Source organism: Pseudomonas sp. 3MA1, assembly GCF_029237275.1.
Lineage (GTDB): Bacteria > Pseudomonadota > Gammaproteobacteria > Pseudomonadales > Pseudomonadaceae > Aquipseudomonas > Aquipseudomonas fluorescens_AP.
Genome location: NZ_JAACFX010000004.1, coordinates 473110 through 494557, shown reverse-complemented (window position 1 = coordinate 494557; position 21448 = coordinate 473110). Strand labels below are relative to the sequence as shown.

The 21448-nt window shown below is 64.5% G+C and carries 18 protein-coding genes; 7 read left to right on the top strand and 11 right to left on the bottom strand.

All coding sequences use genetic code 11. The features are described from left to right. The first annotated feature begins 125 nt into the window (after positions 1 to 125). Together GWQ44_RS14765 and GWQ44_RS14760 are read left to right on the top strand one after the other, a co-directional pair. Positions 126 to 2060, top strand: coding sequence for an ATP-dependent DNA helicase RecQ (locus tag GWQ44_RS14765; RefSeq protein WP_275927646.1), 1935 nt, complete (start codon positions 126 to 128; stop codon positions 2058 to 2060). Between the two features lie 112 nt (positions 2061 to 2172). Beyond that, positions 2173 to 2607 carry a thioesterase family protein gene (locus GWQ44_RS14760; RefSeq protein ID WP_047301002.1) on the top strand — a complete coding sequence of 145 codons (435 nt, stop codon included), beginning with the start codon at positions 2173 to 2175 and terminating at the stop codon, positions 2605 to 2607. A 179-nt stretch (positions 2608 to 2786) separates the two neighbouring features. Here the strand turns inward: GWQ44_RS14760 and GWQ44_RS14755 are convergent, their stop codons facing one another. The 3 genes from GWQ44_RS14755 to GWQ44_RS14745 all read right to left on the bottom strand — a co-directional run bounded on the left by GWQ44_RS14755 (position 2787) and on the right by GWQ44_RS14745 (position 7076). Next, the gene (locus GWQ44_RS14755; protein ID WP_047301004.1) at positions 2787 to 3260 is read right to left on the bottom strand and encodes a YMGG-like glycine zipper-containing protein; all 474 of its coding nucleotides are present in this window, start codon (positions 3258 to 3260) and stop codon (positions 2787 to 2789) included. A 299-nt stretch (positions 3261 to 3559) separates the two neighbouring features. Further along, the gene (locus GWQ44_RS14750) at positions 3560 to 5908 is read right to left on the bottom strand and encodes an FdhF/YdeP family oxidoreductase (protein ID WP_275927645.1); all 2349 of its coding nucleotides are present in this window, start codon (positions 5906 to 5908) and stop codon (positions 3560 to 3562) included. A 280-nt stretch (positions 5909 to 6188) separates the two neighbouring features. After that, entirely contained in the window at positions 6189 to 7076 is an 888-nt protein-coding gene (locus GWQ44_RS14745; protein ID WP_275927644.1) for a LysR family transcriptional regulator, read from the bottom strand. Between the two features lie 136 nt (positions 7077 to 7212). Here GWQ44_RS14745 and lysM point away from each other — a divergent pair, with 136 nt between their 5' ends. Then, entirely contained in the window at positions 7213 to 7653 is a 441-nt protein-coding gene (gene lysM, locus GWQ44_RS14740; RefSeq protein ID WP_275927643.1) for a peptidoglycan-binding protein LysM, read from the top strand. 37 nt (positions 7654 to 7690) lie between these two features. Here the strand turns inward: lysM and yrfG are convergent, their stop codons facing one another. Continuing rightward, positions 7691 to 8353, bottom strand: a complete 663-nt coding sequence (gene yrfG / locus GWQ44_RS14735) for a GMP/IMP nucleotidase (RefSeq protein ID WP_016963639.1) — start codon at positions 8351 to 8353, stop codon at positions 7691 to 7693. A gap of 65 nt (positions 8354 to 8418) precedes the next feature. Between yrfG and nudE the strand changes: the two genes are divergently transcribed. Then, a complete protein-coding gene (nudE, locus tag GWQ44_RS14730; RefSeq protein ID WP_016963637.1) occupies positions 8419 to 8985 on the top strand; it encodes an ADP compounds hydrolase NudE in 567 nt (188 codons plus the stop codon). Between the two features lie 11 nt (positions 8986 to 8996). Next, positions 8997 to 9824 carry a 3'(2'),5'-bisphosphate nucleotidase CysQ gene (gene cysQ, locus GWQ44_RS14725; RefSeq protein ID WP_275927715.1) on the top strand — a complete coding sequence of 276 codons (828 nt, stop codon included), beginning with the start codon at positions 8997 to 8999 and terminating at the stop codon, positions 9822 to 9824. A 142-nt stretch (positions 9825 to 9966) separates the two neighbouring features. Here cysQ and GWQ44_RS14720 read toward each other — a convergent pair whose 3' ends face one another. The 7 genes from GWQ44_RS14720 to rfbB all read right to left on the bottom strand — a co-directional run bounded on the left by GWQ44_RS14720 (position 9967) and on the right by rfbB (position 17158). Then, entirely contained in the window at positions 9967 to 10422 is a 456-nt protein-coding gene (locus GWQ44_RS14720; RefSeq protein WP_199009381.1) for a thioesterase domain-containing protein, read from the bottom strand. A 37-nt stretch (positions 10423 to 10459) separates the two neighbouring features. Beyond that, positions 10460 to 11866, bottom strand: coding sequence for a sigma-54 dependent transcriptional regulator (locus tag GWQ44_RS14715; RefSeq protein WP_275927642.1), 1407 nt, complete (start codon positions 11864 to 11866; stop codon positions 10460 to 10462). A gap of 74 nt (positions 11867 to 11940) precedes the next feature. Next, complete coding sequence (locus GWQ44_RS14710) at positions 11941 to 13749, bottom strand: ATP-binding protein (protein ID WP_275927641.1); 1809 nt, start codon at positions 13747 to 13749, stop codon at positions 11941 to 11943. A gap of 34 nt (positions 13750 to 13783) precedes the next feature. Then, positions 13784 to 14665: a dTDP-4-dehydrorhamnose reductase gene (gene rfbD / locus GWQ44_RS14705; protein ID WP_275927640.1), complete on the bottom strand. Its 882-nt coding sequence runs from the start codon at positions 14663 to 14665 to the stop codon at positions 13784 to 13786. After that, positions 14662 to 15207, bottom strand: coding sequence for a dTDP-4-dehydrorhamnose 3,5-epimerase (gene rfbC / locus GWQ44_RS14700; protein WP_275927639.1), 546 nt, complete (start codon positions 15205 to 15207; stop codon positions 14662 to 14664). Before rfbC ends, rfbD begins: the two co-directional genes overlap by 4 nt. After that, on the bottom strand, positions 15204 to 16079 hold the full coding sequence (rfbA, locus tag GWQ44_RS14695; RefSeq protein WP_275927638.1) for a glucose-1-phosphate thymidylyltransferase RfbA: 876 nt from the start codon (positions 16077 to 16079) through the stop codon (positions 15204 to 15206). Before rfbA ends, rfbC begins: the two co-directional genes overlap by 4 nt. Continuing rightward, positions 16076 to 17158 carry a dTDP-glucose 4,6-dehydratase gene (gene rfbB, locus GWQ44_RS14690; protein ID WP_275927637.1) on the bottom strand — a complete coding sequence of 361 codons (1083 nt, stop codon included), beginning with the start codon at positions 17156 to 17158 and terminating at the stop codon, positions 16076 to 16078. The genes rfbA and rfbB overlap by 4 nt, the downstream gene beginning before the upstream one ends. A 218-nt stretch (positions 17159 to 17376) precedes the next feature. Here rfbB and GWQ44_RS14685 point away from each other — a divergent pair, with 218 nt between their 5' ends. Beyond that, the gene (locus GWQ44_RS14685) at positions 17377 to 20295 is read left to right on the top strand and encodes an aminotransferase (RefSeq protein ID WP_275927636.1); all 2919 of its coding nucleotides are present in this window, start codon (positions 17377 to 17379) and stop codon (positions 20293 to 20295) included. Positions 20296 to 20564: 269 nt separating this feature from the next. Beyond that, entirely contained in the window at positions 20565 to 21443 is an 879-nt protein-coding gene (gene aguB, locus GWQ44_RS14680) for an N-carbamoylputrescine amidase (protein ID WP_275927635.1), read from the top strand. The last annotated feature ends 5 nt before the right edge of the window (positions 21444 to 21448 follow it).

Here is a 21448-nt window from a genome sequence, read left to right as displayed (position 1 = left end):
GGCTTGTGAGGCAAAGCGCTATCGCCCGGTATCATCCGGTATCCGTTTTTGCGCGACCTTTTCTCGACCCGCCGACCTGTGCCGCTAGGCTTCAACACAGGTCAGCGGTCAAAGGAGTGACCCTTATGCACAGCACCCTCGAACAGGTCTTCGGTTATCCACAGTTTCGTCCGGGCCAGGAGGCCGCGGTCAGCGCGGTGCTGGCCGGGCGCTCGGCGGCGGCGATCTTTCCCACCGGCTCGGGCAAGTCCCTGTGCTACCAATTGCCGGCCCTGTTGCTGCCGCACCTGACCCTGGTGGTCTCGCCGCTGTTGGCTTTGATGCAGGATCAGTTGGCCTTCCTCCAGCGTCACGGCATCGCCGCCGCCAGCATCGATTCGGCCCAGAGCCGCGATGCAGCCAACGACGTCATGGCCAGGGCCCGCTCCGGTGAGTTGAAGATCCTGATGATCTCGGTGGAGCGTTTGAAGAACGAGCGCTTCCGCAACTTTTTGCAGCAGGTGCCCATCTCCCTGCTGGTGGTGGATGAGGCTCACTGCATCTCCGAATGGGGCCACAACTTCCGTCCCGACTACCTGAAACTGCCGGACTACCAGCGCCAGTTCAACATTCCCCAGGCCTTGCTGCTCACGGCCACGGCGACGCCCAAGGTGATCGCCGACATGCAGGCCAAGTTCGCCATCGACGCCGCCGACGTGGTGACCACCGGCTTCTACCGGCCCAACCTCAACCTGCTGGTGGAACCTGTGCGCGGCGCGGACAAGCGCCGGCGCCTGGTGCAGTGGATGGGTGAACGGGCCGGGCAGCCAAGCATTGTCTACGTGACTCTGCAAAAGACCGCCGAGCAGATCGCCGAGCACTTGAGCCGCCAGGGCATCGCCGCCGAGGCCTACCACGCGGGTCTGCCCCACGAGCAGCGCGAGTCGATCCAGCGCCGGTTCATGGAGGGGCGCAGCAACTGCATCGTCGCCACCATCGCCTTCGGCATGGGCATCGACAAGAGCGACATCCGCAATGTGGTGCACTTCGACCTGCCCAAGTCCATCGAGAACTACAGCCAGGAAATCGGCCGTGCCGGGCGCGACGGCCAGCCTTCGGACTGCCTGGTGCTGGCCAACCGCGACAGCCTCAACGTGTTGGAGAATTTCGTTTATGGCGACACCCCGGAGCTGAGCGGCATCCGCTGCGTGCTGGATGAATTGCAGGCGTCGGTGCCGGAAGGACAGTGGGAATTCCTGCTCGGGCCCCTGGCGGACCAGAGCAACATCCGCCAGTTGCCGCTCAAGACCCTGTTGGTGCAGTTGGAACTGCGGGGCCTGATCGCCCCACGCTATGCCTACTTCGCCGAGTACCGCTTCAAGTTCCTGCTGGAGCCCGAGGCCTTGCTGGCGCGTTTCGAAGGCGAGCGCCGGGACTTTGTCCAGGCCATCATCACCACCTCCAGCCGGGCCCGGACCTGGGCCACGGTGAATTTCGACGCGCTCTACGAGCAGTACCAGGCGCCGCGCAACCGGGTGGTCCAAGCCCTGGATTATTTCCAGGAGAAGGGCTGGGTGGAGCTGGAAAGCAAGCAGATGACCGAGGTCTACAGCCTGCTGCAAACCGACTTCGATGCCGCTGCCTTGAGCACAGACCTGCATGCTTACTTCGCCCGGCATGAAGGCAGCGAAATAGCGCGGATTCACGCCATGCTCGACCTGTTCGCCACCGAGCAGTGCCTGGGGCATCGCCTGGCGCAGTATTTTGGTGACGATCAGGCGCCCCAGCGTTGTGGGCATTGTTCGGTCTGTCATGGTCAGGTGGCACGACTGCCGGAGCCACCCGCGTTGCCCGCGCTTGTGGATAAAAACTTCAACGGGCTGTGTGGCGACTTTATCCACAGGCATCAGCAGCACACCGGCGATGTACCGGGAGCAGAGCGGCTGACGCGTTTTCTCTGCGGCATCAGCGTGCCGCTGTTCACCAAGCTCAAGGCCCGCAGCATTCCCGGTTTCGCGGCATTGGAGGATTACCCTTACGCCGCGGTGCGTGAGTGGTGCGAGGTTCATCTGGCTGCCTGATAAGCCACCGGGGCAATGGAGGCAAAAGGGTTTGCCCTGGCTTGGGCGTCTGCGGTGAAATGCCGGGCGATCAGCCGATCGTCCGGTCTGCAATCCAAGGGAGAGAGCCCCGATGTCCGAGCCCATGCCGCAACGCGGCGACTATCGCCACTTCCAGCCGATCATCACCCGCTGGCACGACAACGACGTCTACGGCCATGTGAACAACGTCACCTACTACAGCTTCTTCGACACGGCGGTGAATACCTACCTGATCGAACAGGGCGGGCTGGATATTCATGGGGGCGAGGTGGTGGGATTCGTGGTCAGCTCGGCCTGCGACTACTTTGCGTCCATCGCCTTTCCCGAACGTATCGAGATCGGCCTGCGGGTCGGCAAGCTAGGCAACAGTTCGGTGCAATACGAGCTGGCGGTGTTCAAGGCGGGAGAGGCCGATGCCTGTGCGGCGGGACGTTTTGTCCATGTGTTCGTGGATCGGGGATCGAACCAGCCGGTGCCGATTCCGCCCGCGTTGCGAGCGGCTTTGGAGCGCCTGCTGCTGGCGTGAACTTCGATACTCGATCTCAACCCCGGCACCGGCTCTTGTAGCCGCTGCCGAAGGCTGCGATCGGCTCCGCAGGAGACGCCAAACCTGAATCCACGTGGCAACTGACCCACCGCAGCCCCTGGCTTGGCGAGGCCTGCGGCCTCGTGCGCAGCCTGCGGCAGCGGCTACAGGGCGGGGGGTCAGTCGCGATAGTGACGATGTTTGCGATGCCCGTAGGCATGGCCACGGCCACGGTGGCCGTCGCGGTAGTAGCGGCGGTCGTCGCGGCCACGGTAGTCGCGATCTTCCCGAGCGCTTTCGTTGCCCATGTAGTTGCCCAGTGCACCGCCGGCGCCACCGCCTGCTGCGGCACCGATCAGGCTGCCGGAGTTGCCGCCCATGCTGCGGCCCACCACGTTGCCGCCGGCTGCGCCCAGGGCGCCGCCAATGGCCGCCTGGCCACGGCTGCGCTTGTCCGCACCCACCGCGCTACCGCCGGCGCCGCCCAGGGCCGCACCAATGGCCGAACCGGTGTTGCCGCCGATCTGCTGACCGACCACCGAGCCTAGAACCCCGCCCAATGCGCCGCCCACACCGGCTTCAACGGTGCCACCGGCAGAGGCGACGCCGCTGACCAGGCCAAGGGACAACAAGAGAATCGAGGAGAACTTCATACAGGAGCCTCAAAGGGATGACGGCGCGATCCTGAGGCTGTACCACGACGCTTACAAACGAAATCCGACGAATAGCACGAGTTGTACACAATCTCGTAACTTATTGTTTTTATTGCGGAACTTAAGTGATTTTCGCCGGTCTTTAGCTACTTCGGAATGGCCGCTTTGTTAGCAAAGCGGCCTTTTTTGTGCCTGCGGTTCCAGGCTGCGCAGCGGCTGTCGCCGGCAAGCCGGCGCCTACGATTCACGCGCTAACCGTAGGAGCTGGCTTGCCAGCGAAGAGGCCCTCAAGCCAGGAATCAGGCCGAACGAGCCATGATCAGGCCATTGTCGCTGGCCGCCTCCAGACGGATGGCGATGAACTTCGAGGTCGGTGTATGGCTGCCGTCGCCGGTGCTTTCCAGCGGCACCAGCGGGTTGACTTCCGGGTAGTAGGCCGCGGCCTGGCCGGCCGGAATGTCGAAGGCCAGCAGGGTGAAGCCCTTGACCCGCCGCTCGCGGCCGTCATCCCACAAGGAAACGATGTCGGCCTTCTGTCCCGGCTTGAAGCCCAGGCGGATGATGTCCGCTTCGTTGGCGAACAGTACGTCGCGCTGGCCCTTGACCCCGCGGTAGCGGTCATCGAGGCCGTAGATGGTGGTGTTGTACTGGTCGTGGGAGCGCATCGACTGCAGGATCAGGTCCGGCAGTTGCCCGGTGGCCCGGGTGCGTTCGTGGATCAGGTCCTTGGGCAGCAGGTTGGCGCGGAAATTGGCCCGGCCCGAAGGGGTGTTCCACTGGCGCGAACCGGCGCTGTTGCCCAGGTAGAAACCGCCCGGGTGCTTGAGCCGTTCATTGAAGTCCTTGAAGCCGGGAATGGTGTCGGCGATCAGGTCGCGAATGCGCCCGTAATCCGCCGCCAGCCAGCTCCAGTCCACCGGCTGGCTGCCCAGGGTCGCGGCGGCGATACCGGCAATGATCCACGGCTCGGAGCGCATCTGCGCCGATAGCGGCTGCAACTGGCCATTGGAGGCGTGGACCATGCTGAAGGAGTCTTCCACGGTCACCGCTTGCGGGCCGCCGGCCTGCTGGTCGATGTCGGTGCGGCCCAGGCACGGCAGGATCAGCGCGTCCTTGCCGTGGGCCAGGTGGCTGCGGTTGAGCTTGGTGCTGATCTGCACGGTGAGGTCGCAATTGCTCAGGGCCTGGAAGGTCCGTGGGCTGTCCGGAGTGGCCTGGGCGAAGTTGCCCCCCAGGCCGATGAATACCTTGGAGCGCCTTTCGAGCATGGCGTGGATCGCCTCGACCACGTTGTGGCCGTTGTCGCGCGGCACTTTGAACTGGAAGCGCCGCTCCAGGGCATCGAGGAAGGCCACCGGCGGGCGTTCGTTGATGCCCATGGTGCGGTCGCCCTGCACGTTGCTGTGGCCGCGCACCGGGCACAGCCCGGCGCCGGGCTTGCCGACGTTGCCGCGCAGCAGCATCAGGTTGGCGATTTCCTGGATGGTCGGCACCGAGTGGCGGTGCTGGGTGATGCCCATGGCCCAGCACATGATCACGTTCTTGCCTTTGGCGTACATGCGCGCCGCCTGCTCGATCTCCACCAGGGTCAGGCCGGACTGCTCGACGATCTGCTCCCACGGGGTGTCGTCGAGGGTGCCCAGGTAATCGAGGACGTGGGCGGTGTGGGCGTTGAGGAAGTCGTGATCGAACACCGATTCTGCGCCGGCTTTCTGCGCATCGCGTTCCCACTGCAGGAGGAACTTGGCCATGCCGCGCAGCAGCGCCATGTCGCCGCCCAGGGCCGGGCGGAAGTAGGCGGTGTTGGTCGGGCGATTGCCGTTGGTGAGCATTTCGATCGGGTTCTGCGGGTGCTGGAAACGTTCCAGGCCGCGTTCCTTCAATGGGTTGACGCAGACCACCTGGGCGCCGCGTTTCACCGCTTCACGCAGCGGTTCGAGCATCCGCGGGTGGTTGGTGCCGGGGTTCTGGCCCCAGACGAAAATCGCGTCCGCATGTTCGAAGTCGTCGAAGGTCACGGTGCCCTTGCCGACCCCGACGCTCTGCGCCAGGGCCACGCCGCTGGCCTCGTGGCACATGTTCGAGCAGTCGGGGAAGTTGTTGGTGCCGTAGGCGCGCACGAACAGTTGATACAGGTACGCCGCCTCGTTGCTGGCCCGGCCCGAGGTGTAGAACTCGGCCATGTCCGGGCTGGGCAGGTTGTTCAGGTGCTGGGCGATCAGGCTGAAGGCGTTTTCCCAACTGATGGGCCGGTAACGGTCAGTCTCGGCGTCGTAGCGCATCGGCTCGGTCAGCCGGCCCTGGTACTCCAGCCAGTAATCACTTTGTTCCAGCAGCGAGGTGACGCTGTGCTTGGCGAAGAAGGCCGCATCCACCCGGCGCTTGGTGGCCTCCCAGTTCACCGCCTTGGCGCCGTTCTCGCAGAACTTGACCATGCCGCTTTCCGGCGAGTCGCCCCAGGCGCAGCCCGGGCAGTCGAAGCCGCCGTTCTGGTTGGTCTTGAGCATCATGCGGATGTTCTTCAGGGCGTTGTCGCTGGTCAGCCAGGCCTGGGCCACGCTGATCAAGGCGCCCCAGCCACCGGCCGGGCCCTTGTAGGGCTTGTAGCGGGCAACGGGTGTCTGATCGGCTTGGTGGTGTGTACTCACTGGGAATTCTCCAACGCGGGGTTGTGGACCCGCGGCGCACGGTTCTGCGGCAGGTGGGCAAGGTTGAGGCGGTGATGACGCGGCCATCGCATGGCCTGGCTGGTGTCATCCGCTGGCGGGCGCTCAAGGTCGCAGTGGGTCTGGCTGGCGCCGAGCGCGGGTGCGGGAGTTGCCGGGGCTGGCATGGAGTGAGGGACCAGCGGTCATCGCGTCCCAAGACTAAGCGCGGCATTGTGTCGCGTCTAATTGCTACTACTGATCTATTGATAGATGGCGTCGATCAAGGGCCGGGGAAGGATTGTCGGTAGAGATCGAAGCAGGCCTGTGCCAGGGCCGAACGTGGTGCGCTGCGGCGCATGATCAGGCCCAGGCGGGCCAGGGTCTGGGCGTCGGCGATCGGTTGCAGCCGCAGGTGCTCGGTGAGGATCTCCAGGCCGCTGTCCAGGGGCATCACCGCGCAGCACAGGCCGCCGTGCACCAGGCGCAGCAACTGATGGACCGCGTCGGTCTGCAGCAGCGGCTGAGGCTGCAGGCCGCGAATGTGGAAGTGGTGGTCGATGGACTGGCGAAAGTGCATGCCGCTGGTGAGCAGGCCCAGGGGCAGTTCGATCAGCGACTCCCAGCTCAGGGGCTGCTCGCCGAAGCTGAAGTGCCGCTGGTCGTAAAGCAGGCCCATATGGGTGGGCTCCAGAGGCAGGGCGTCGAAGAGCTCGCTGTCCAGGCGCTCCAGATACGACACGCCGAGGTCCAGGCGATTGCTCGCCAGCTGTTCGAGGATCTGCTCCGAGCTCAGGGACGAGAGTTCGAAGCGCAGGTTCGGGTGTTCGGCATGCAGGCGCTGCAGCAGCGGCAGCGGGTCGAAGCTCGACAGCGGCACCACCCCCAGGCGCAGGGTGCCCACCAGATTGCCGCGGCACGCGGCGGCCTCAGCCAGCAGGCCGTCATAGGCGGTCATCACGCTGCGGGCCCAGGCCAGTACCCGCTCGCCGGGGGCGGTAAAGCCTTCGAAGCGCTGGCCACGGTTGACCAGGGGCAGGTCGAGCTCTGCTTCGAGGCTGCGCAGGCGCATGGACAGGGTTGGCTGAGTGATGTGGCAGCGCGCGGCGGCCTGGCCGAAGTGGCGGGTTTCGTCGAGGGCGATGAGGAATTTCAGCTGCTTGAGGTCCATCGTCGCTCCGGCGCGGCAAAAGGCCGGGATTCTACCGTGACGGCAAGGCCTTGGGTCACTGGTCGCCCGGGAACCTCATCCGGTCAGGCTGGTCTAGTCTTTCGCGTTTGGATCTATCAACCAAGGAGTGTGCGACATGAGCATTTTCAGCTTTGTGAAAGAAGCCGGTGAAAAACTGATCGACCTGCTGAGCCCGGGCAATGCCAATGCCAGCGAGCAGCTCAAGGCGCACATTGAAAAGGTCGGCCTGGGCAATCCCAATGTCCATGCCACGGTGGAAGGCGACAAGGTCACGGTGAGCGGTGAAGTGGCGAGCCAGGAAGAGAAAGAAAAGATCCTCCTGGCCCTGGGCAATATCGCCGGTGTCGGCAGTGTCGAGGACCAGATCGCGGTGACCGGTCCCGTGGTGGTTTCTGCGGTGTTCGTCACCGTGAAGAAGGGCGACACCCTGAGCGCCATCGCCAAGGTGCAATACGGCGACGCCAACCAGTACCACAAGATTTTCGAGGCCAACAAGCCGCTGCTGTCGCACCAGGACAAGATCTACCCGGGCCAGGTGCTGCGCATTCCTGAATGACCGACCCTCTTCTTCGCGGGCTTGCCCGCGAAGGCTTTCACAGCCCTTCGATCAACGCCCGGTAATCCTCCAGCGCCGCGAACTCCGCGGTGTCCTTTGGGCCTTTGCGACTGTCCGGCCGGCTGACCGCCAGCAACTGCGCCACGCCGAAATCCCGCGCACTGCGCAGAATCGGCAAGGTGTCGTCGATGAACAGGCTGCGGGCCGGGTCGAACTGGATATCGGCCCGCAGCGCATCCCAGAACTGTGGATTTTCCTTGGGGAACCCGTAGTCGTGGGAGCTGATCAGGCGCTCGAAGTAAGGCGCCAGTTCGATCCGTTCCAGCTTCAACGACAGGGAATCACGATGAGCGTTGGTTATCAGGATCACCCGCTTGCCGGCCTTCTTGATGGCGGCGAGAAAGGTGTCGGCATCCGGGCGCAGGGCAATCAGGTGGGCCGTTTCCAGCTTCAGCTGGCGCACCGGGAGCTTCAGTTCGGCGCTCCAGAAGTCCAGGCAATACCACTGCAACTGACCGGCATTGCGTTCGAACAAAGGTTGCAGCTCAAGCTCGGCCATGGCCCGGCTGACCCCGTGCAACTCGGCGTAGCGCTGGGGCAAGTGTTCCATCCAGAAGTGATTGTCGTAGTGCAGATCCAGCAGGGTGCCGTCCATATCCAGCAGGACGGTATCGATATCGCGCCAGGGCAGCAGGGCCATTGAACACTTCTCCAGCGGTAAGAAAACAGCCTGTATAGTAACCCGCTATCGCCAAGGAGCCCGCTATGCGCCAGAAACCCACTGTACTCGCCCGCGAGATCGTCGCCACCAGTCGTCTGTTCTGTGTCGAAGAGGTGCAGTTGCGGTTTTCCAATGGCGTGGAACGCACTTATGAGCGCCTGGTGGGCAAGGGCGCGGGCTATGGCGCGGTGATGATCGTGGCGATGCTTGATGCCGAGCACGCGGTGCTGGTGGAGGAATATTGCGGCGGCACCGACGCCTACGAGCTGTCTCTGCCCAAGGGCCTGATCGAGCCGGGAGAAGATGTGCTGGCGGCGGCCGAGCGTGAACTCAAGGAAGAAGCCGGGTTTGGCGCGCGGCAACTGGAGCACCTGACCGAGCTGTCGTTGTCCCCGGGCTACATGAGCCAGAAGATCCAGGTGGTATTGGCCACCGATTTGTATGAAGAGCGCCTGGAGGGCGATGAGCCGGAGCCGATGCGGGTCGACAAGATCAACCTGCGCGAGCTGGCCAGCCTGGCGCAGAATCCTCAGTTCAGCGAAGGCCGGGCCCTGGCCGCGCTGTACCTGGCCCGCGACCTGCTGAGCCAGCGCGGAGCCTTTCCAGCATGAGCATGACCTCGATGAATTTTCCCCATCCTCTATTGGCGCCGGTGGCCGAGCTGGCCCTGCGCGCTGGCGAGGCGATCCTGCCGTTCTGGCGCGCCGAAGTAGCGGTCAACCACAAGGCGGACGAATCGCCGGTGACCGCCGCCGATCTTGCGGCCCACCACTTGATCGTCGCCGGCCTCAAGGCCCTGGACCCGAGCATCCCGGTGCTCTCCGAAGAGGACGCCGACATTCCCCAAGCTACTCGGGCCGGTTGGCAGCGCTGGTGGCTGGTGGACCCGCTGGATGGCACCAAGGAGTTCATCTCCGGCAGCGAGGAGTTCACCGTCAATATCGCCCTGATCGAACAGGGGCGGGTGGTGTTTGGTGTGGTGTCGATGCCCACCAATGGCCGTTGCTATCTCGGCGGCGCTGGCCTTGGCGCCTGGCGCGTGGATCAGGGACAGGCGCCGCAAGCGATCCGGGTGCGTGAGCAGCCAGCTGCTGGCGAGGCTTTTACCGTGGTGGCCAGCCGGCGCCATTCGAGCCCGGATCAGGAGCGCCTGCTGGGTGGCTTGAGCGCTTCCCTGGGTGAATTGCAATTGGCCAATATCGGCAGCTCGCTGAAATTCTGCCTGCTGGCCGAAGGCGCGGCCGATTGTTATCCGCGCCTGGCGCCGACCTCCCAATGGGACACTGCGGCGGCCCAGGGCGTGCTCGAAGGGGCGGGTGGCGAAGTGCTGGATCTTGCCGGTGCGCCGTTCTGCTATCCACCGCGGGAGTCGTTGCTCAACGGCTTTTTCCTGGCGCTACCGGCCAAGGCGGCGTGGCGCGGCAAACTGCTGGAGCTGGCCCGCGCCTGATCGCCCCGCGGCGACTTGCCTCTGCAACCTCTTGTGTAGGCGCCGGCTTGCCGGCGAAGGGGCCCTTGAGCCCTGTGCAGGAGTTTCCGGCCTCTTCGCTGGCAAGCCAGCTCCTACAGATTTGAGCCGGTTCCGAAACGGGTTAGCGATGCAGGACGTACTGACCGGCAAAGCGCACGGCGTCGTCGTCGCTGCCGATGTTCACCACCCGGGTGTGCAAGGTCAGGCGGGCGCGGCCGTAACGCTGGTACATCGAGAGAAATTTCTTCCAGACCTTGTCCTCCGGCGCGGTGCAGATGGCCACGGCATCGCCGGTGACCGGCAGCGGGTAGCTGATCTGCCCTTCCTGGATGACGATGTGCCCGTCATCAATCCCCTCTTCCTTGAGCCGCAAATGCAGCCAGCCCCAACCGGCCAGTACCGCGCCGCAATACAGGCTGCCGCCGAACATGGTGCTCTTGTGGTTGACGTTGGCCTCCAGCGGCAGTTGCAGGCGCAGCTGTTGCGCCTGCCAGTCGAGTACCTTCAGGCCCATGTCCCGGGTCAGGGGAATGTCGTGGTGGAGGATGGATTCCAGGTAGCGACTGTCGCGGTTCATGCACGAGCCTCAAGGGTGGAAGGGTGGATGGTGCGGTTCATTCGGACTCATCGCCGGGTTGGCTGGCACCGCTGTCGGCGAAGCTCAGGCCGTGTTTGCGCAGCTTGTCGTGCAGGGTCTTGCGCGGAATGCCCAGGGCTTCGGCAAGGCTGCGCAGGGAGCTGTGGGGCTGGGCCATTTCGGCGGCGATCAGGCTCTTTTCGAAGTGTTCCACCTGCTCGCTCAAGCCGCCGCTGATCGGGGTCGGGGCGGTGACGGCGCCAGGTTCCGGTTCGTTGTTGTCCAGGGCCAGTTCCAGGCCCAGGGCAAAGCGCTCGGCGGCGTTTTGCAGCTCGCGCACGTTGCCCGGCCAGTTGTGTCGCAACAGCAGGGCACGATGCCCGGGTTGCAGTTCCTGGAGCGGCAGGCCGTGGCGGGTACTGGCCTCGTCGGCAAAGTGCTGGAACAGCATCAGTACGTCCTCGCCGCGTTCGCGCAGTGGCGGAATGCGCAACGGGGCGACGTTCAGGCGGTAGTAAAGGTCAGCGCGAAAGCGTCCCTGGTCCGCGGCCTGGCGCAGGTCTTCCTTGGTCGCGGCGATGATGCGGATATCCAGGGGGATCTGCTGGTTGCCGCCCAGGCGCTCGACCACCCGCTCCTGCAGCAGGCGCAGCAGCTTGACCTGGACATCCAGGCTCATGCTTTCGATTTCGTCGAGGAACAGGGTGCCGCCATTGGCGAATTCGAACTTGCCGATGCGGCGCTTCTGCGCGCCGGTAAAGGCCCCTGGTTCATGGCCGAACAGTTCGCTTTCCACCACCGACTCGGCCAGGGCGCCGGCATTGATCGCCACGAACGGCCCGTTGCGCCGCCCCGAGAGGTCGTGCAGGGCGCGGGCCACCACTTCCTTGCCGGCGCCGGTTTCGCCGAGGATCAGCACATCGGCCCGGGTCGCCGCCAGCGCACCGATCTGCTGGCGCAGGCGCAGCATCGGCGCCGACTGGCCCACCAGCCGCGCACTGAGTTCCTGGCGGTCGCTGAGGGCCAGGCGCAGGCTGCGGTTGTCCAGCACCAGGCGCCGCCAGTCCAGGGCGCGGCGCACGCTGTCCAGCAGGGCGTCGCTGGCGAAGGGTTTTTCCAGAAAGTCGTAGGCGCCGGCGCGCATTGCTTGCACCGCCAGGGGCACGTCACCGTGGCCGGTGATCAGCAGCACCGGCAGTTCCGGGTCCTGAGCATGCAACTGGGTGAGCAGTTCCAGGCCATCCATGCCGGGCATGCGGATGTCGCTGACCACCACCCCCGGCCAGTCCCGCTCCAGGCGCGGGGCCAGGCCCTGGGCCTCGGCCAGGGACAGCACCTTGAGCCCGGCCAGGTCCAGGGTCTGGCTCAGGGCCTGGCGCAGGTGCGGATCATCGTCGATCAACACCACTTGCAACTGAGGGTCGAGGCTGTCGGGACGGGTCATCGCTCACTTTCCAGGTCGTGTCGTGGCCGGCAACGCCGGGCCGGGTGTGATTGCCAGGTGATTGCCGCTGCGCTTCATACCCCGCGATCCTCGGAGGGTTGCAGGCTGACTCCGGGGGCCCCGGCGCGCAGGCGCAGGGTGATCAGGGCGCCGCCTTCGCGGTGATTGGCGAACGACAGCTCACCGCCAAAGGCGCGCATCAGGGTGTCGCAGATCGCCAGCCCCAGGCCCAGGCCCTGGGTCCGGGTCTTGGTGGTGTAGAACGGCTCGCCGGCGCGGCCCAGGGCTTCCATGCAGAAGCCCGGGCCGTTGTCGCGGATGTACAGGTTGACGCCCGTGGCAGTGGATTCGGCACTCAGCCAGAGTTTGCGCGGCGGGCCTTTTTCGGTCAGGGCATCCAGGGCGTTGGCCAGCAGGTTGCCCAGCACCTGGCGCAGGCGGGTTTCCCCGGCCTCGACCCACAGGGTGGCAGCCGGCAGGTCGCGGATCAGTTCCACTTCCATGGCCCGGCGGCGCTTGGCCAGCAGGGCCAGGGCGTCATCCAGGGCCGGCTGCAGGGCCACGCTTTCCGGGGCGTGATGATCGCGTCGGGCGAAGGCCCGCAGGTGGGCGATGATCGAAGCCATGCGCCCGGTCAGTTCGCTGATCAGCTTGAGATTGCCCCGAGCGTCGTCGGTGCGTTGGTGGTCCAGCAGCACCTCGGCGTTTTCCGCGTAGCTGCGGATCGCCGCCAGGGGCTGGTTGAGTTCATGGCTGATGCTCGCCGACATGGTGCCCAGGGCCGAGAGCTTGCCGGCCTGGACCAGATCGTCCTGGGCGCGCACCAGTTCCTGCTGCGCGGTTTCACGTTCCAGCACTTCCTGTTTCAGGCGCCGGTTGAGGCTTTCCAGGTCACTGGTGCGCTCGGCCACGCGCATCTCCAGTTCACGCCGGGCCTTGGCTTCGAAGGCGATCCGTTCCAGATAATGGCGGCGACGCTGCATCATCAGCCCCAGCAGCAGCATCAGCGCCAGCAGCGCCGCGGCGCCCACCGCCACCACGGTGCGCACCGGACGGTCGATCAGGGTGCGCGGAGCGAGGATGCTGACGCTCCAATGGGTTTCCTCGATCTGCTGGGTCTGGGTCAGCCAGGCATCGGGATTGAGGTTCAGCGGGCGCGGGTCCTGGGTCGGGTACGGCTGGATGGCGACGATCGCCTGGCGCTCTTCGTCGCTCAAGGGACGGGTCGCGCGAAAGCGCCATTCAGGGCGCGACGTGATGATCACCACGCCATTGTGGTCGGTCAGCAGCAATTGCTCCGGGGTCCGGCCCCAGAGGCTTTCGGTGTGGTCCAGGTCGACCTTGACCACCAGCACGCCGAGGATCCGCTCGCCGTCGCGCACCGCGGCGGCGAAGAAGTAGCCACGCTTGGCCGAGGTGGTGCCCAGGCCGAAGAAGCGTCCGAGGCGCCCAGCCATGGCTTCGCTGAAATAGGGGCGGAAGGCGAAATTGCGGCCGACGAAGCTGTCGCGCTTGTCCCAGTTGGAGGCCGCCAGGGTCTTGCCGCTGGCGTCCATCAGGTACATGACTTCGGCCCCGGTCTGGGCGCTGATGTTCTTCAGCAGGCGGTTGGCGTTGCCCTGGGTCACGCCATCGTCGGGAGCGCCCAGCACCGCGCGCAGGGCCGGCAGGTCGCCGAGAATCTGCGGCAGCACTTCGTAGCGGTGCAGGGTACCCAGCAGGTTGGCCACGTACAGGTCGAGGGTCTGGCGATTCTGGCTGGTCAACTCGTTGCGGTAGTAGCGTTCCGCCAGATGCTCCAGCGGCCACAGCAACGGCGCCAGGCACACGGCCAGCAAGGCCAGGCTGCGCCAGCGGGGACGACGGGGAAGAGGTGGAGTCATGGAAAAGGCGCCTGTGGATACAGGCGCATTATGCCTAGCCCTGCTCGGCAAGACACTCGCGCAGTGCGCTGTGCCAGTCCGGCTGGGTCACGCCCCATTCCCGAGCCAGGCGGCTGCAGTCCAGGCGCGAGTTGAGCGGCCGCGGAGCCGGTGTCGGGTAGGCGCTGGAGGGGATGGCTTGCAGCACGGCGCAGGGTTTGCCGGTGGCCAGCAACTGCTCGCCGATGGCCTGGGCGAAACCGAACCAGGACGTTTCGCCCTGGGCGCTGAGGTGGTAGGTGCCCCAGGCGCCCGGTTTGCCGGCCAGCCAGCGTTCGATCAGGGCGCGCGTGCTGTTGGCGATGGTGCCGGCCCAGGTCGGTGCGCCGATCTGGTCGGCCACCACCCGCAGCTCGGGGCGCTCCTGCAGCAGGCGCTGCATGGTCAGCAGGAAGTTCTTGCCATGGCTGGCGTAGACCCAGCTGGTGCGCAGGATCAGGTGCTGGCCCTGCACCTGGCTGATGGCCCGCTCGCCGGCCAGTTTGCTCTGGCCGTAGACCCCCAGTGGATTGGGCTCGTCGTCCTCCACATAGGGCCTGTCCTTGCGCCCGTCGAACACGTAGTCGGTGGAGTAGTGGATCAGCGGCACGCCCAGGGCCTGGGCTTCCTCGGCGAAGATCCCGGGGGCTATGGCGTTGATTGCAAAGGCCAGCTCCGGCTCGCTTTCGGCCTGATCGACAGCGGTGTGGGCGGCGGCATTGATGATCAAGTGCGGACGCACGGCTCGTACTTGCTGGCGGATCTGCTCCGGGTGGCTCAGGTCCAACTGCTCGCGGCCCAGGACCACCAGTTCGCCCAGGTCGCTGAGTCGCTGCTGCAACTCCCGGGAGACCTGGCCGTGCTGGCCGCTGATGAGGATTTTCAAGGGTTTGGTCATGGGAAGACTTCAGCTTCTGACAGCAAGGTGCCTGCCTGATCCTTGGCGGACAGTTGCGGCGGCTCGGTGAGCTCCCAGTCGATGGCGAGCGTCGGGTCGTCCCAGCGGATGCTGCGCTCGGCGGACGGGGTGTAGTAATCAGTGGTCTTGTAGAGGAACTCGGCGAAGTCGCTGAGCACCACGAAGCCATGGGCAAAGCCTTCCGGCACCCAGAGCTGGCGATGGTTCTGCGCCGACAGCCGCACTGCGACCCACTGGCCGAAGTGGGGGGAACTGCGACGGATATCGACCGCGACGTCGAGCACTTCGCCCTGGGTCACGCGCACCAGTTTTCCCTGGGTGTTCTGCAGTTGATAGTGCAGGCCGCGCAGCACGCCTTTTTGCGAGCGGGAGTGATTGTCCTGGACGAATTGCACGCGAACCCCAGTGGCCTCTTCAAAGGCTTTGGCATTGAAGCTCTCGTAGAAAAAACCGCGTTCGTCGCCAAACACCTTGGGTTCGATGATCAGCACGCCGGGCAGCTTGGTGGGGAGGATCTTCATTGTGCCTCCCCGGCCAGGGTGAACAGGTACTGGCCATAACCGGTCTTGCCGAAATAGGCGGCGCGCTCCAGCAGGTGCTCGCGGCTGATCCAGCGATTGTCGTAGGCGATCTCTTCCAGGCAGGCCACCTTCAGCCCCTGGCGGTGTTCGATGGTCTGCACGTACTGCGAGGCTTCCAGCAAGCTGTCGTGGGTACCCGTGTCGAGCCAGGCGAAGCCCCGGCCGAAGCGCTCCACATGCAGGTCGCCACGCTTGAGGTAGGCGTTGTTGACGTCGGTGATCTCCAGTTCGCCACGGGGCGAAGGCTTGACCGCCTTGGCGATTTGCACCACGTCGTTGTCGTAGAAATACAGGCCGGTGACGGCGTAGCTGGATTTCGGCTTCTTGGGCTTTTCTTCGATGGACAGGGCGCGACCTTCGCTGTCGAAATCGATGACGCCGAAACGCTCCGGATCCTTGACCCAGTAGCCGAACACCGTGGCCCCGGAACTGCGCTTGGCGGCATTGCGCAGTTGTGTGCCGAAATATTGGCCGTGGAAGATGTTGTCGCCGAGGATCAGGCACACCGGGTCATCGCCGATGAATGCCTCGCCGATCAGGAAGGCCTGGGCCAGGCCATCCGGCGAGGGCTGCTCGGCGTAGCTGAAGCGCACCCCGAACTGGCTGCCATCGCCCAGCAGGTTGCGATACTGCGGCAGGTCCTGGGGAGTGGAGATGATCAGGATGTCCCGGATGCCGGCCAGCATCAGTACCGAGATCGGGTAGTAGATCATCGGCTTGTCATAGATCGGCAATAGCTGCTTGGAAACGCCGAGGGTGATGGGGTGCAGACGGGTGCCGGAACCGCCCGCCAGAACAATGCCTTTGATCATGCAATCAGATCCTTGATGTCGGTGAAGCCCAGGCGTTCGCCCTGGTAACTGCCGTCCTGTACCCGGCGGCACCACTCGAGATTTTCCAGGTACCACTGCACGGTCTTGCGCAGCCCGCTGGTGAAGGTTTCTTCCGGCACCCAGCCCAGTTCCCGCTCGATCTTGCCGGCATCGATGGCGTAACGCAGGTCGTGGCCAGGACGATCCTGGACGAAGGTGATCAGGTCGGCGTAGTGCGCGACGCCCTGGGGTTTTTGCGGGGCCAGCTCTTCCAGCAGGCTGCAGATGCCGCGCACCACGTCGATATTTTTCTGCTCGTTATGGCCGCCGATGTTGTAGGTCTCGCCGACCACGCCCTCGGTCACCACCTTGAACAGGGCCCGGGCGTGATCCTCGACGTACAGCCAGTCGCGCACCTGCTGGCCGTTGCCATACACCGGCAGCGGCTTGCCGGCCAGGGCATTGAGGATTACCAGCGGGATCAGTTTCTCGGGGAAGTGAAACGGGCCGTAGTTGTTGGAACAGTTGGTGATCAGCACCGGCAGGCCGTAGGTGCGCTGCCAGGCGCGGACCAGATGGTCGGACGCAGCCTTGCTGGCGGAATAGGGCGAGCTGGGGGCGTAGGGCGTGGTTTCGGTGAACAGGTCGTCGACGCCATGCAGGTCGCCGTAGACCTCGTCGGTGGAAATATGGTGGAAGCGGAAGGCGGCTTTTTCCGCTTCGGGCAATTTATGCCAGTAGCCGCGGGAGACCTCCAGCAGGCTGTAAGTACCGACGATATTGGTCTGGATGAAGTCGGACGGCCCGTCGATAGAGCGATCGACATGGGATTCGGCGGCCAGGTGCATGATCGCGTGGGGTTGGAAACGCGCCAGCACGGCACTGACAGTGTCCTGGTCGACGATATCGGCTTTGACGAATTCATAGCGGCTGTTGCTGGCGATGCTGTACAGCGATTCCAGGTTGCCTGCGTAGGTCAATTTGTCCAGGTTCAGTACTTCGTGTTCCGTGTTCTGAATCAGGTGGCGAACCAGGGCCGAGCCGATAAAGCCGGCACCGCCAGTGACGAGAATGCGCATGAGGGGAGCCTGTTTTCAAAAAACGGTCATTTACCGCGAGAAATGCAGCATAGCTTGTCGATACTGCTCCTGAGGTGCAACAGACTCCGTCATACGAATTGACGTCGGCTGATTTTTTTCAGGCGTGGTTTTGTGCTTCTGCGGCTATTCAGAGGGGTTGCGCAACGTCCTGCACAATGGCGATATAAGCGGCCTATAACAATTCCAGGGGTCGTTGTATGTTGCTCGCCACCTTGATCCACCGTGCCAGTCTGCCCAGTCCACAGGTTAGCGCGCAGCAAGCGCTGGAGCTGTTGGCAACCCATTACGGCCTGCAGGGGACCCTGCAGTCCCTGGGCAGCCAGCAGGATCTCAACTATCGCCTCGACTGTCCCCAGGGGCGCTTTGTCCTGAAGATCTGTCGCGGCGACTATTCGGTCCTGGAGTTGCAGGCGCAGCACGCGGCTCTCAAGCATCTGCAGCAACATCCCGAACTGCGAGTGCCGAGGGTGATTCCGGCAAAGAACGGTGCGGACCTTCTGTCCCTGGAAATTGCCGGGCAAGCGCTGCACGTGCGTCTGCTGGACTATATAGAAGGGCGCTCCCTGACCCATCTGCCGCACCTGGGCGTGGAACTGGTGGCGGGCCTGGGCCGGCTCTGCGGGCAGATGGACCTGGCCCTGGCGGACTTCCAGCACCCGGGCCTGGAGCGCACCCTGCAGTGGGATGCGCGGCATGCCCAGGCCTTGATCGGGCATCTGTTGCCCGTGATCCGCGACCCGCAGCAGCGGGCCTTGATCGCCGACAGCGCGCAGCGCGCCGAGCGACGCCTGCAGCCTCTGCTCGCGCAGTTGCCGGTGCAGGCGATCCATATGGACATCACCGATGACAACGTGGTCTGGCAGCGCGATGCGTTGCGCCACTGGCAGTTGCAGGGGGTGATTGATTTCGGCGACCTGATCCGCACCTGGCGCATCACCGATCTGTCGGTGACCTGCGCCGCGCTGTTGCATCACGCCGAGGGCGATCCGCTGCGCATCCTGCCGGCGATCCAGGCCTATCACCAGGTCAATCCGTTGCAACGGGCGGAGCTGCTGGCGCTCTGGCCACTGATCGTGGCCCGCGCCGCGGTGCTGGTGCTCAGTGGCGAGCAGCAGGTCAGCATCGATCCGGGCAACGACTATTCCCGCGCGAACCTGGCCCATGAGTGGGAAATTTTCCGCGTGGCCAGCTCCGTGTCTTTCGAGTTCATGGAAGCGGCCATCCTCAGCGCCGTGGGTCAGTCGTTGCCAGCCATCGGTAGCGAGGGTTTTGCCCCGCTGTTGCCAAGCCTGGTGGGCCGCGAGTTTGCCCTGATCGACCTGGGCGTGCTCAGCCCGCACTTCGAAGCCGGCAACTGGGAACAGCCGGGAATCGATGATCGGCTGCTGGCCGAAGCCGGCGCCGCCCATGGTCTGGCCGCCAGCCGATACGGTCAGTACCGTCTGTCGCAAACCCGTCCCGACAGTGCCGAGGAGCCGCAAACCTGTCCCTTGCATGTGCAACTGCAAGTCCCGGCGGGCACCGCGGTGGAAGCGCCGTTCGCCGGGGTCCTGCACCGTGGCGAGCAGGGCCTGTTGCGCCTCGATGGCCCGACCCTGAGCGTGCACTTGTGGGGCGTCGAGCCTGCGCTGCAAGCGGGTGCGGCCCTGGTCAAGGGCCAGGTGCTGGGCGAGGTGGCGGCGGATGGCCGGCTCAAGGTCCAGCTGTGCCGGGGGGCCGAACTGGACCCACCGCTGTTTTGCAGCCCGTCCCGGGCCCCGGCCTGGCAAGCCCTGTGCCCCTCGCCGGCGGCGCTGCTGGGGCTGGCCTGCGATGCCGAACCGGAGCTGGATCCACAGACCCTGCTGGAACGCCGCGATGCCAGCTTTGCCCGCTCGCAGAAGCACTACTACGTCGACCCGCCGCGGATCGAACGCGGTTGGCGCAATCACCTGATCGACATGCAGGGGCGTTCCTATCTGGACATGCTCAACAACGTCGCGGTGCTCGGTCATGGCCACCCACGCATGGCGGCCGTGGCGGCCCGTCAATGGTCGCTGCTCAATACCAACTCGCGTTTTCACTATGCCGCGATCGCCGAGTTTTCCGAGCGCCTGCTGGCCCTGGCGCCGGACTCCATGGACCGGGTGTTCCTGGTCAACAGCGGCACCGAGGCCAATGATCTGGCGATCCGCCTGGCCTGGGCCTACAGCGGCGGGCGCGACATGCTCAGCGTGCTGGAGGCCTATCACGGCTGGTCGGTGGCGGCCGATGCGGTGTCCACCTCCATTGCCGACAACCCCCAGGCCCTCACCAGCCGCCCGGACTGGGTGCACCCGGTCACGGCGCCCAACACCTATCGCGGCGAGTTCCGCGGAGCGCACAGCACGCCGCAGTACCTGCGCAGCGTCGACCAGCAGTTGCACAAGCTGGATGAGCAGCATCGCCAGTTGGCCGGGTTTATCTGTGAGCCGGTGTACGGCAATGCCGGGGGTATCTCGCTGCCGCCGGGTTATCTGCAGGAAGTCTACGAACGGGTTCGGGCCCGGGGTGGCGTGTGCATCGCCGATGAGGTCCAGGTGGGCTATGGCCGCATGGGCAAGTTCTTCTGGGGCTTTGAAGAGCAGGGCGTGGTGCCGGACATCATCACCATGGCCAAGGGCATGGGCAACGGTCAGCCCCTTGGGGCGGTGATCACCCGTCGCGAGATTGCCGAGGCGCTGGAGGCCGAAGGCTATTTCTTCTCTTCATCCGGCGGCAGCCCGGTCAGTTGCCGCATTGGCCTTGCGGTGCTGGATGTGATGCAGGAGGAAGGGCTCTGGGACAACGCCCGGGTGGTGGGCGAACACTTCAAGCAGCGCCTGGAGGCGCTCAAGGAACGGCATCCGCTGGTGGGTGCGGTGCACGGTTCCGGTTTCTACCTGGGGCTGGAACTGATCCGCGATCACCAGACCCTGGAGCCGGCCACCGAGGAAACCACCCTGCTGTGCGATCGCCTGCGGGAACTGGGGATCTTCATGCAACCCACCGGCGATCACTTGAACATCCTCAAGATCAAGCCGCCGATGGTCACCAGCCGACAGAGCGTGGATTTCTTCGTCGACATGCTGGACAAGGTGCTGGGCGAGGAGCTGTAACGGCTCGTCGTTCGCTTGCGTTCATCTCCATTCGCCGGCAAGCCGGCTCCTGCACCCCTCAGTAGGAGCCGGCTTGCCGGCGAATGTGTTTATGGTTACTCGATTGTTATCGGTATTTTGTCGGATATTTTTCTCGATAAAGATCTATGCGGCTTTTTAAGTCGATATTTATCGGATATAAAGTGACCGTCGTCAGGCGCGACCTTGTCGTGCCCCGTCCTTTTCCTATCCGTTGTCATCGACCGCGTCCATTGCCCGGGAGTTGTTCCATGAGCCGTATCGTTACCGTCGCCGCTACCCAGATGGCCTGTTCCTGGGACCTTGAGGCCAATCTGGAAACCGCCGAAAAGCTGGTCCGTGAAGCCGCCGCCAAAGGCGCGCAGATCATCCTCATCCAGGAACTGTTCGAGGCCCCGTACTTCTGCCAGAAGCCCAACCCGGACTATTTGCAATTGGCCACCACGGTGGACAGCAACGTGGCCATCGCGCACTTCCAGAAAGTCGCCCGGGAGTTGCAAGTGGTGCTGCCCATCAGCTTCTACGAGTTGGCCGGGCGGGCGCGTTTCAACAGCATCGCGATCATCGATGCCGACGGCAGCAACCTGGGGATTTATCGGAAAAGCCATATCCCGGATGGCCCCGGCTACCACGAGAAGTACTACTTCAACCCGGGCGATACCGGCTTCAAGGTGTGGAACACCCGCTACGCGAAGATCGGCGTGGGCATCTGCTGGGACCAGTGGTTCCCCGAGTGCGCCCGCAGCATGGCCCTGCAAGGCGCGGAGCTGCTGTTCTACCCGACCGCCATCGGCAGCGAGCCCCACGACAGCAGCATTTCCTCTCGCGATCACTGGCAGCGGGTGCAGCAGGGCCATGCCGGGGCCAACCTGATGCCGCTGATTGCCAGCAACCGCATCGGCAACGAAAAGCAGGACGGCTACGACATCACCTTCTACGGCTCGTCGTTTATCGCCAATCAGTTTGGCGAGAAGGTTCAGGAGCTCAACCAAACTGAAGAAGGTATCCTTGTGCACCGCTTCGACCTCGACGAGCTCGAACACATCCGCAGCGCCTGGGGCAGTTTCCGTGACCGTCGTCCGAACCTCTATGGCGCGCTGAAAACCCTCGACGGTTCCCTGGAGTCCTGAACACT

Excerpts from the sequence above, each read along its gene's own strand:
- rfbB (WP_275927637.1), bottom strand. The coding sequence starts at position 17,158 with ATGCGCATTCTCGTCACTGGCGGTGCCGGCTTTATCGGCTCGGCCCTG.
- GWQ44_RS14755 (WP_047301004.1), bottom strand. The coding sequence starts at position 3,260 with ATGAAGTTCTCCTCGATTCTCTTGTTGTCCCTTGGCCTGGTCAGCGGC.
- lysM (WP_275927643.1), top strand. The coding sequence starts at position 7,213 with ATGAGCATTTTCAGCTTTGTGAAAGAAGCCGGTGAAAAACTGATCGAC.
- rfbC (WP_275927639.1), bottom strand. The coding sequence starts at position 15,207 with ATGAAGATCCTCCCCACCAAGCTGCCCGGCGTGCTGATCATCGAACCC.
- GWQ44_RS14720 (WP_199009381.1), bottom strand. The coding sequence starts at position 10,422 with ATGAACCGCGACAGTCGCTACCTGGAATCCATCCTCCACCACGACATT.
- GWQ44_RS14715 (WP_275927642.1), bottom strand. The coding sequence starts at position 11,866 with ATGACCCGTCCCGACAGCCTCGACCCTCAGTTGCAAGTGGTGTTGATC.
- GWQ44_RS14685 (WP_275927636.1), top strand. The coding sequence starts at position 17,377 with ATGTTGCTCGCCACCTTGATCCACCGTGCCAGTCTGCCCAGTCCACAG.
- aguB (WP_275927635.1), top strand. The coding sequence starts at position 20,565 with ATGAGCCGTATCGTTACCGTCGCCGCTACCCAGATGGCCTGTTCCTGG.
- rfbD (WP_275927640.1), bottom strand. The coding sequence starts at position 14,665 with ATGACCAAACCCTTGAAAATCCTCATCAGCGGCCAGCACGGCCAGGTC.
- cysQ (WP_275927715.1), top strand. The coding sequence starts at position 8,997 with ATGAATTTTCCCCATCCTCTATTGGCGCCGGTGGCCGAGCTGGCCCTG.
- nudE (WP_016963637.1), top strand. The coding sequence starts at position 8,419 with ATGCGCCAGAAACCCACTGTACTCGCCCGCGAGATCGTCGCCACCAGT.
- GWQ44_RS14745 (WP_275927644.1), bottom strand. The coding sequence starts at position 7,076 with ATGGACCTCAAGCAGCTGAAATTCCTCATCGCCCTCGACGAAACCCGC.
- yrfG (WP_016963639.1), bottom strand. The coding sequence starts at position 8,353 with ATGGCCCTGCTGCCCTGGCGCGATATCGATACCGTCCTGCTGGATATG.
- GWQ44_RS14760 (WP_047301002.1), top strand. The coding sequence starts at position 2,173 with ATGTCCGAGCCCATGCCGCAACGCGGCGACTATCGCCACTTCCAGCCG.
- GWQ44_RS14765 (WP_275927646.1), top strand. The coding sequence starts at position 126 with ATGCACAGCACCCTCGAACAGGTCTTCGGTTATCCACAGTTTCGTCCG.
- GWQ44_RS14710 (WP_275927641.1), bottom strand. The coding sequence starts at position 13,749 with ATGACTCCACCTCTTCCCCGTCGTCCCCGCTGGCGCAGCCTGGCCTTG.
- rfbA (WP_275927638.1), bottom strand. The coding sequence starts at position 16,079 with ATGATCAAAGGCATTGTTCTGGCGGGCGGTTCCGGCACCCGTCTGCAC.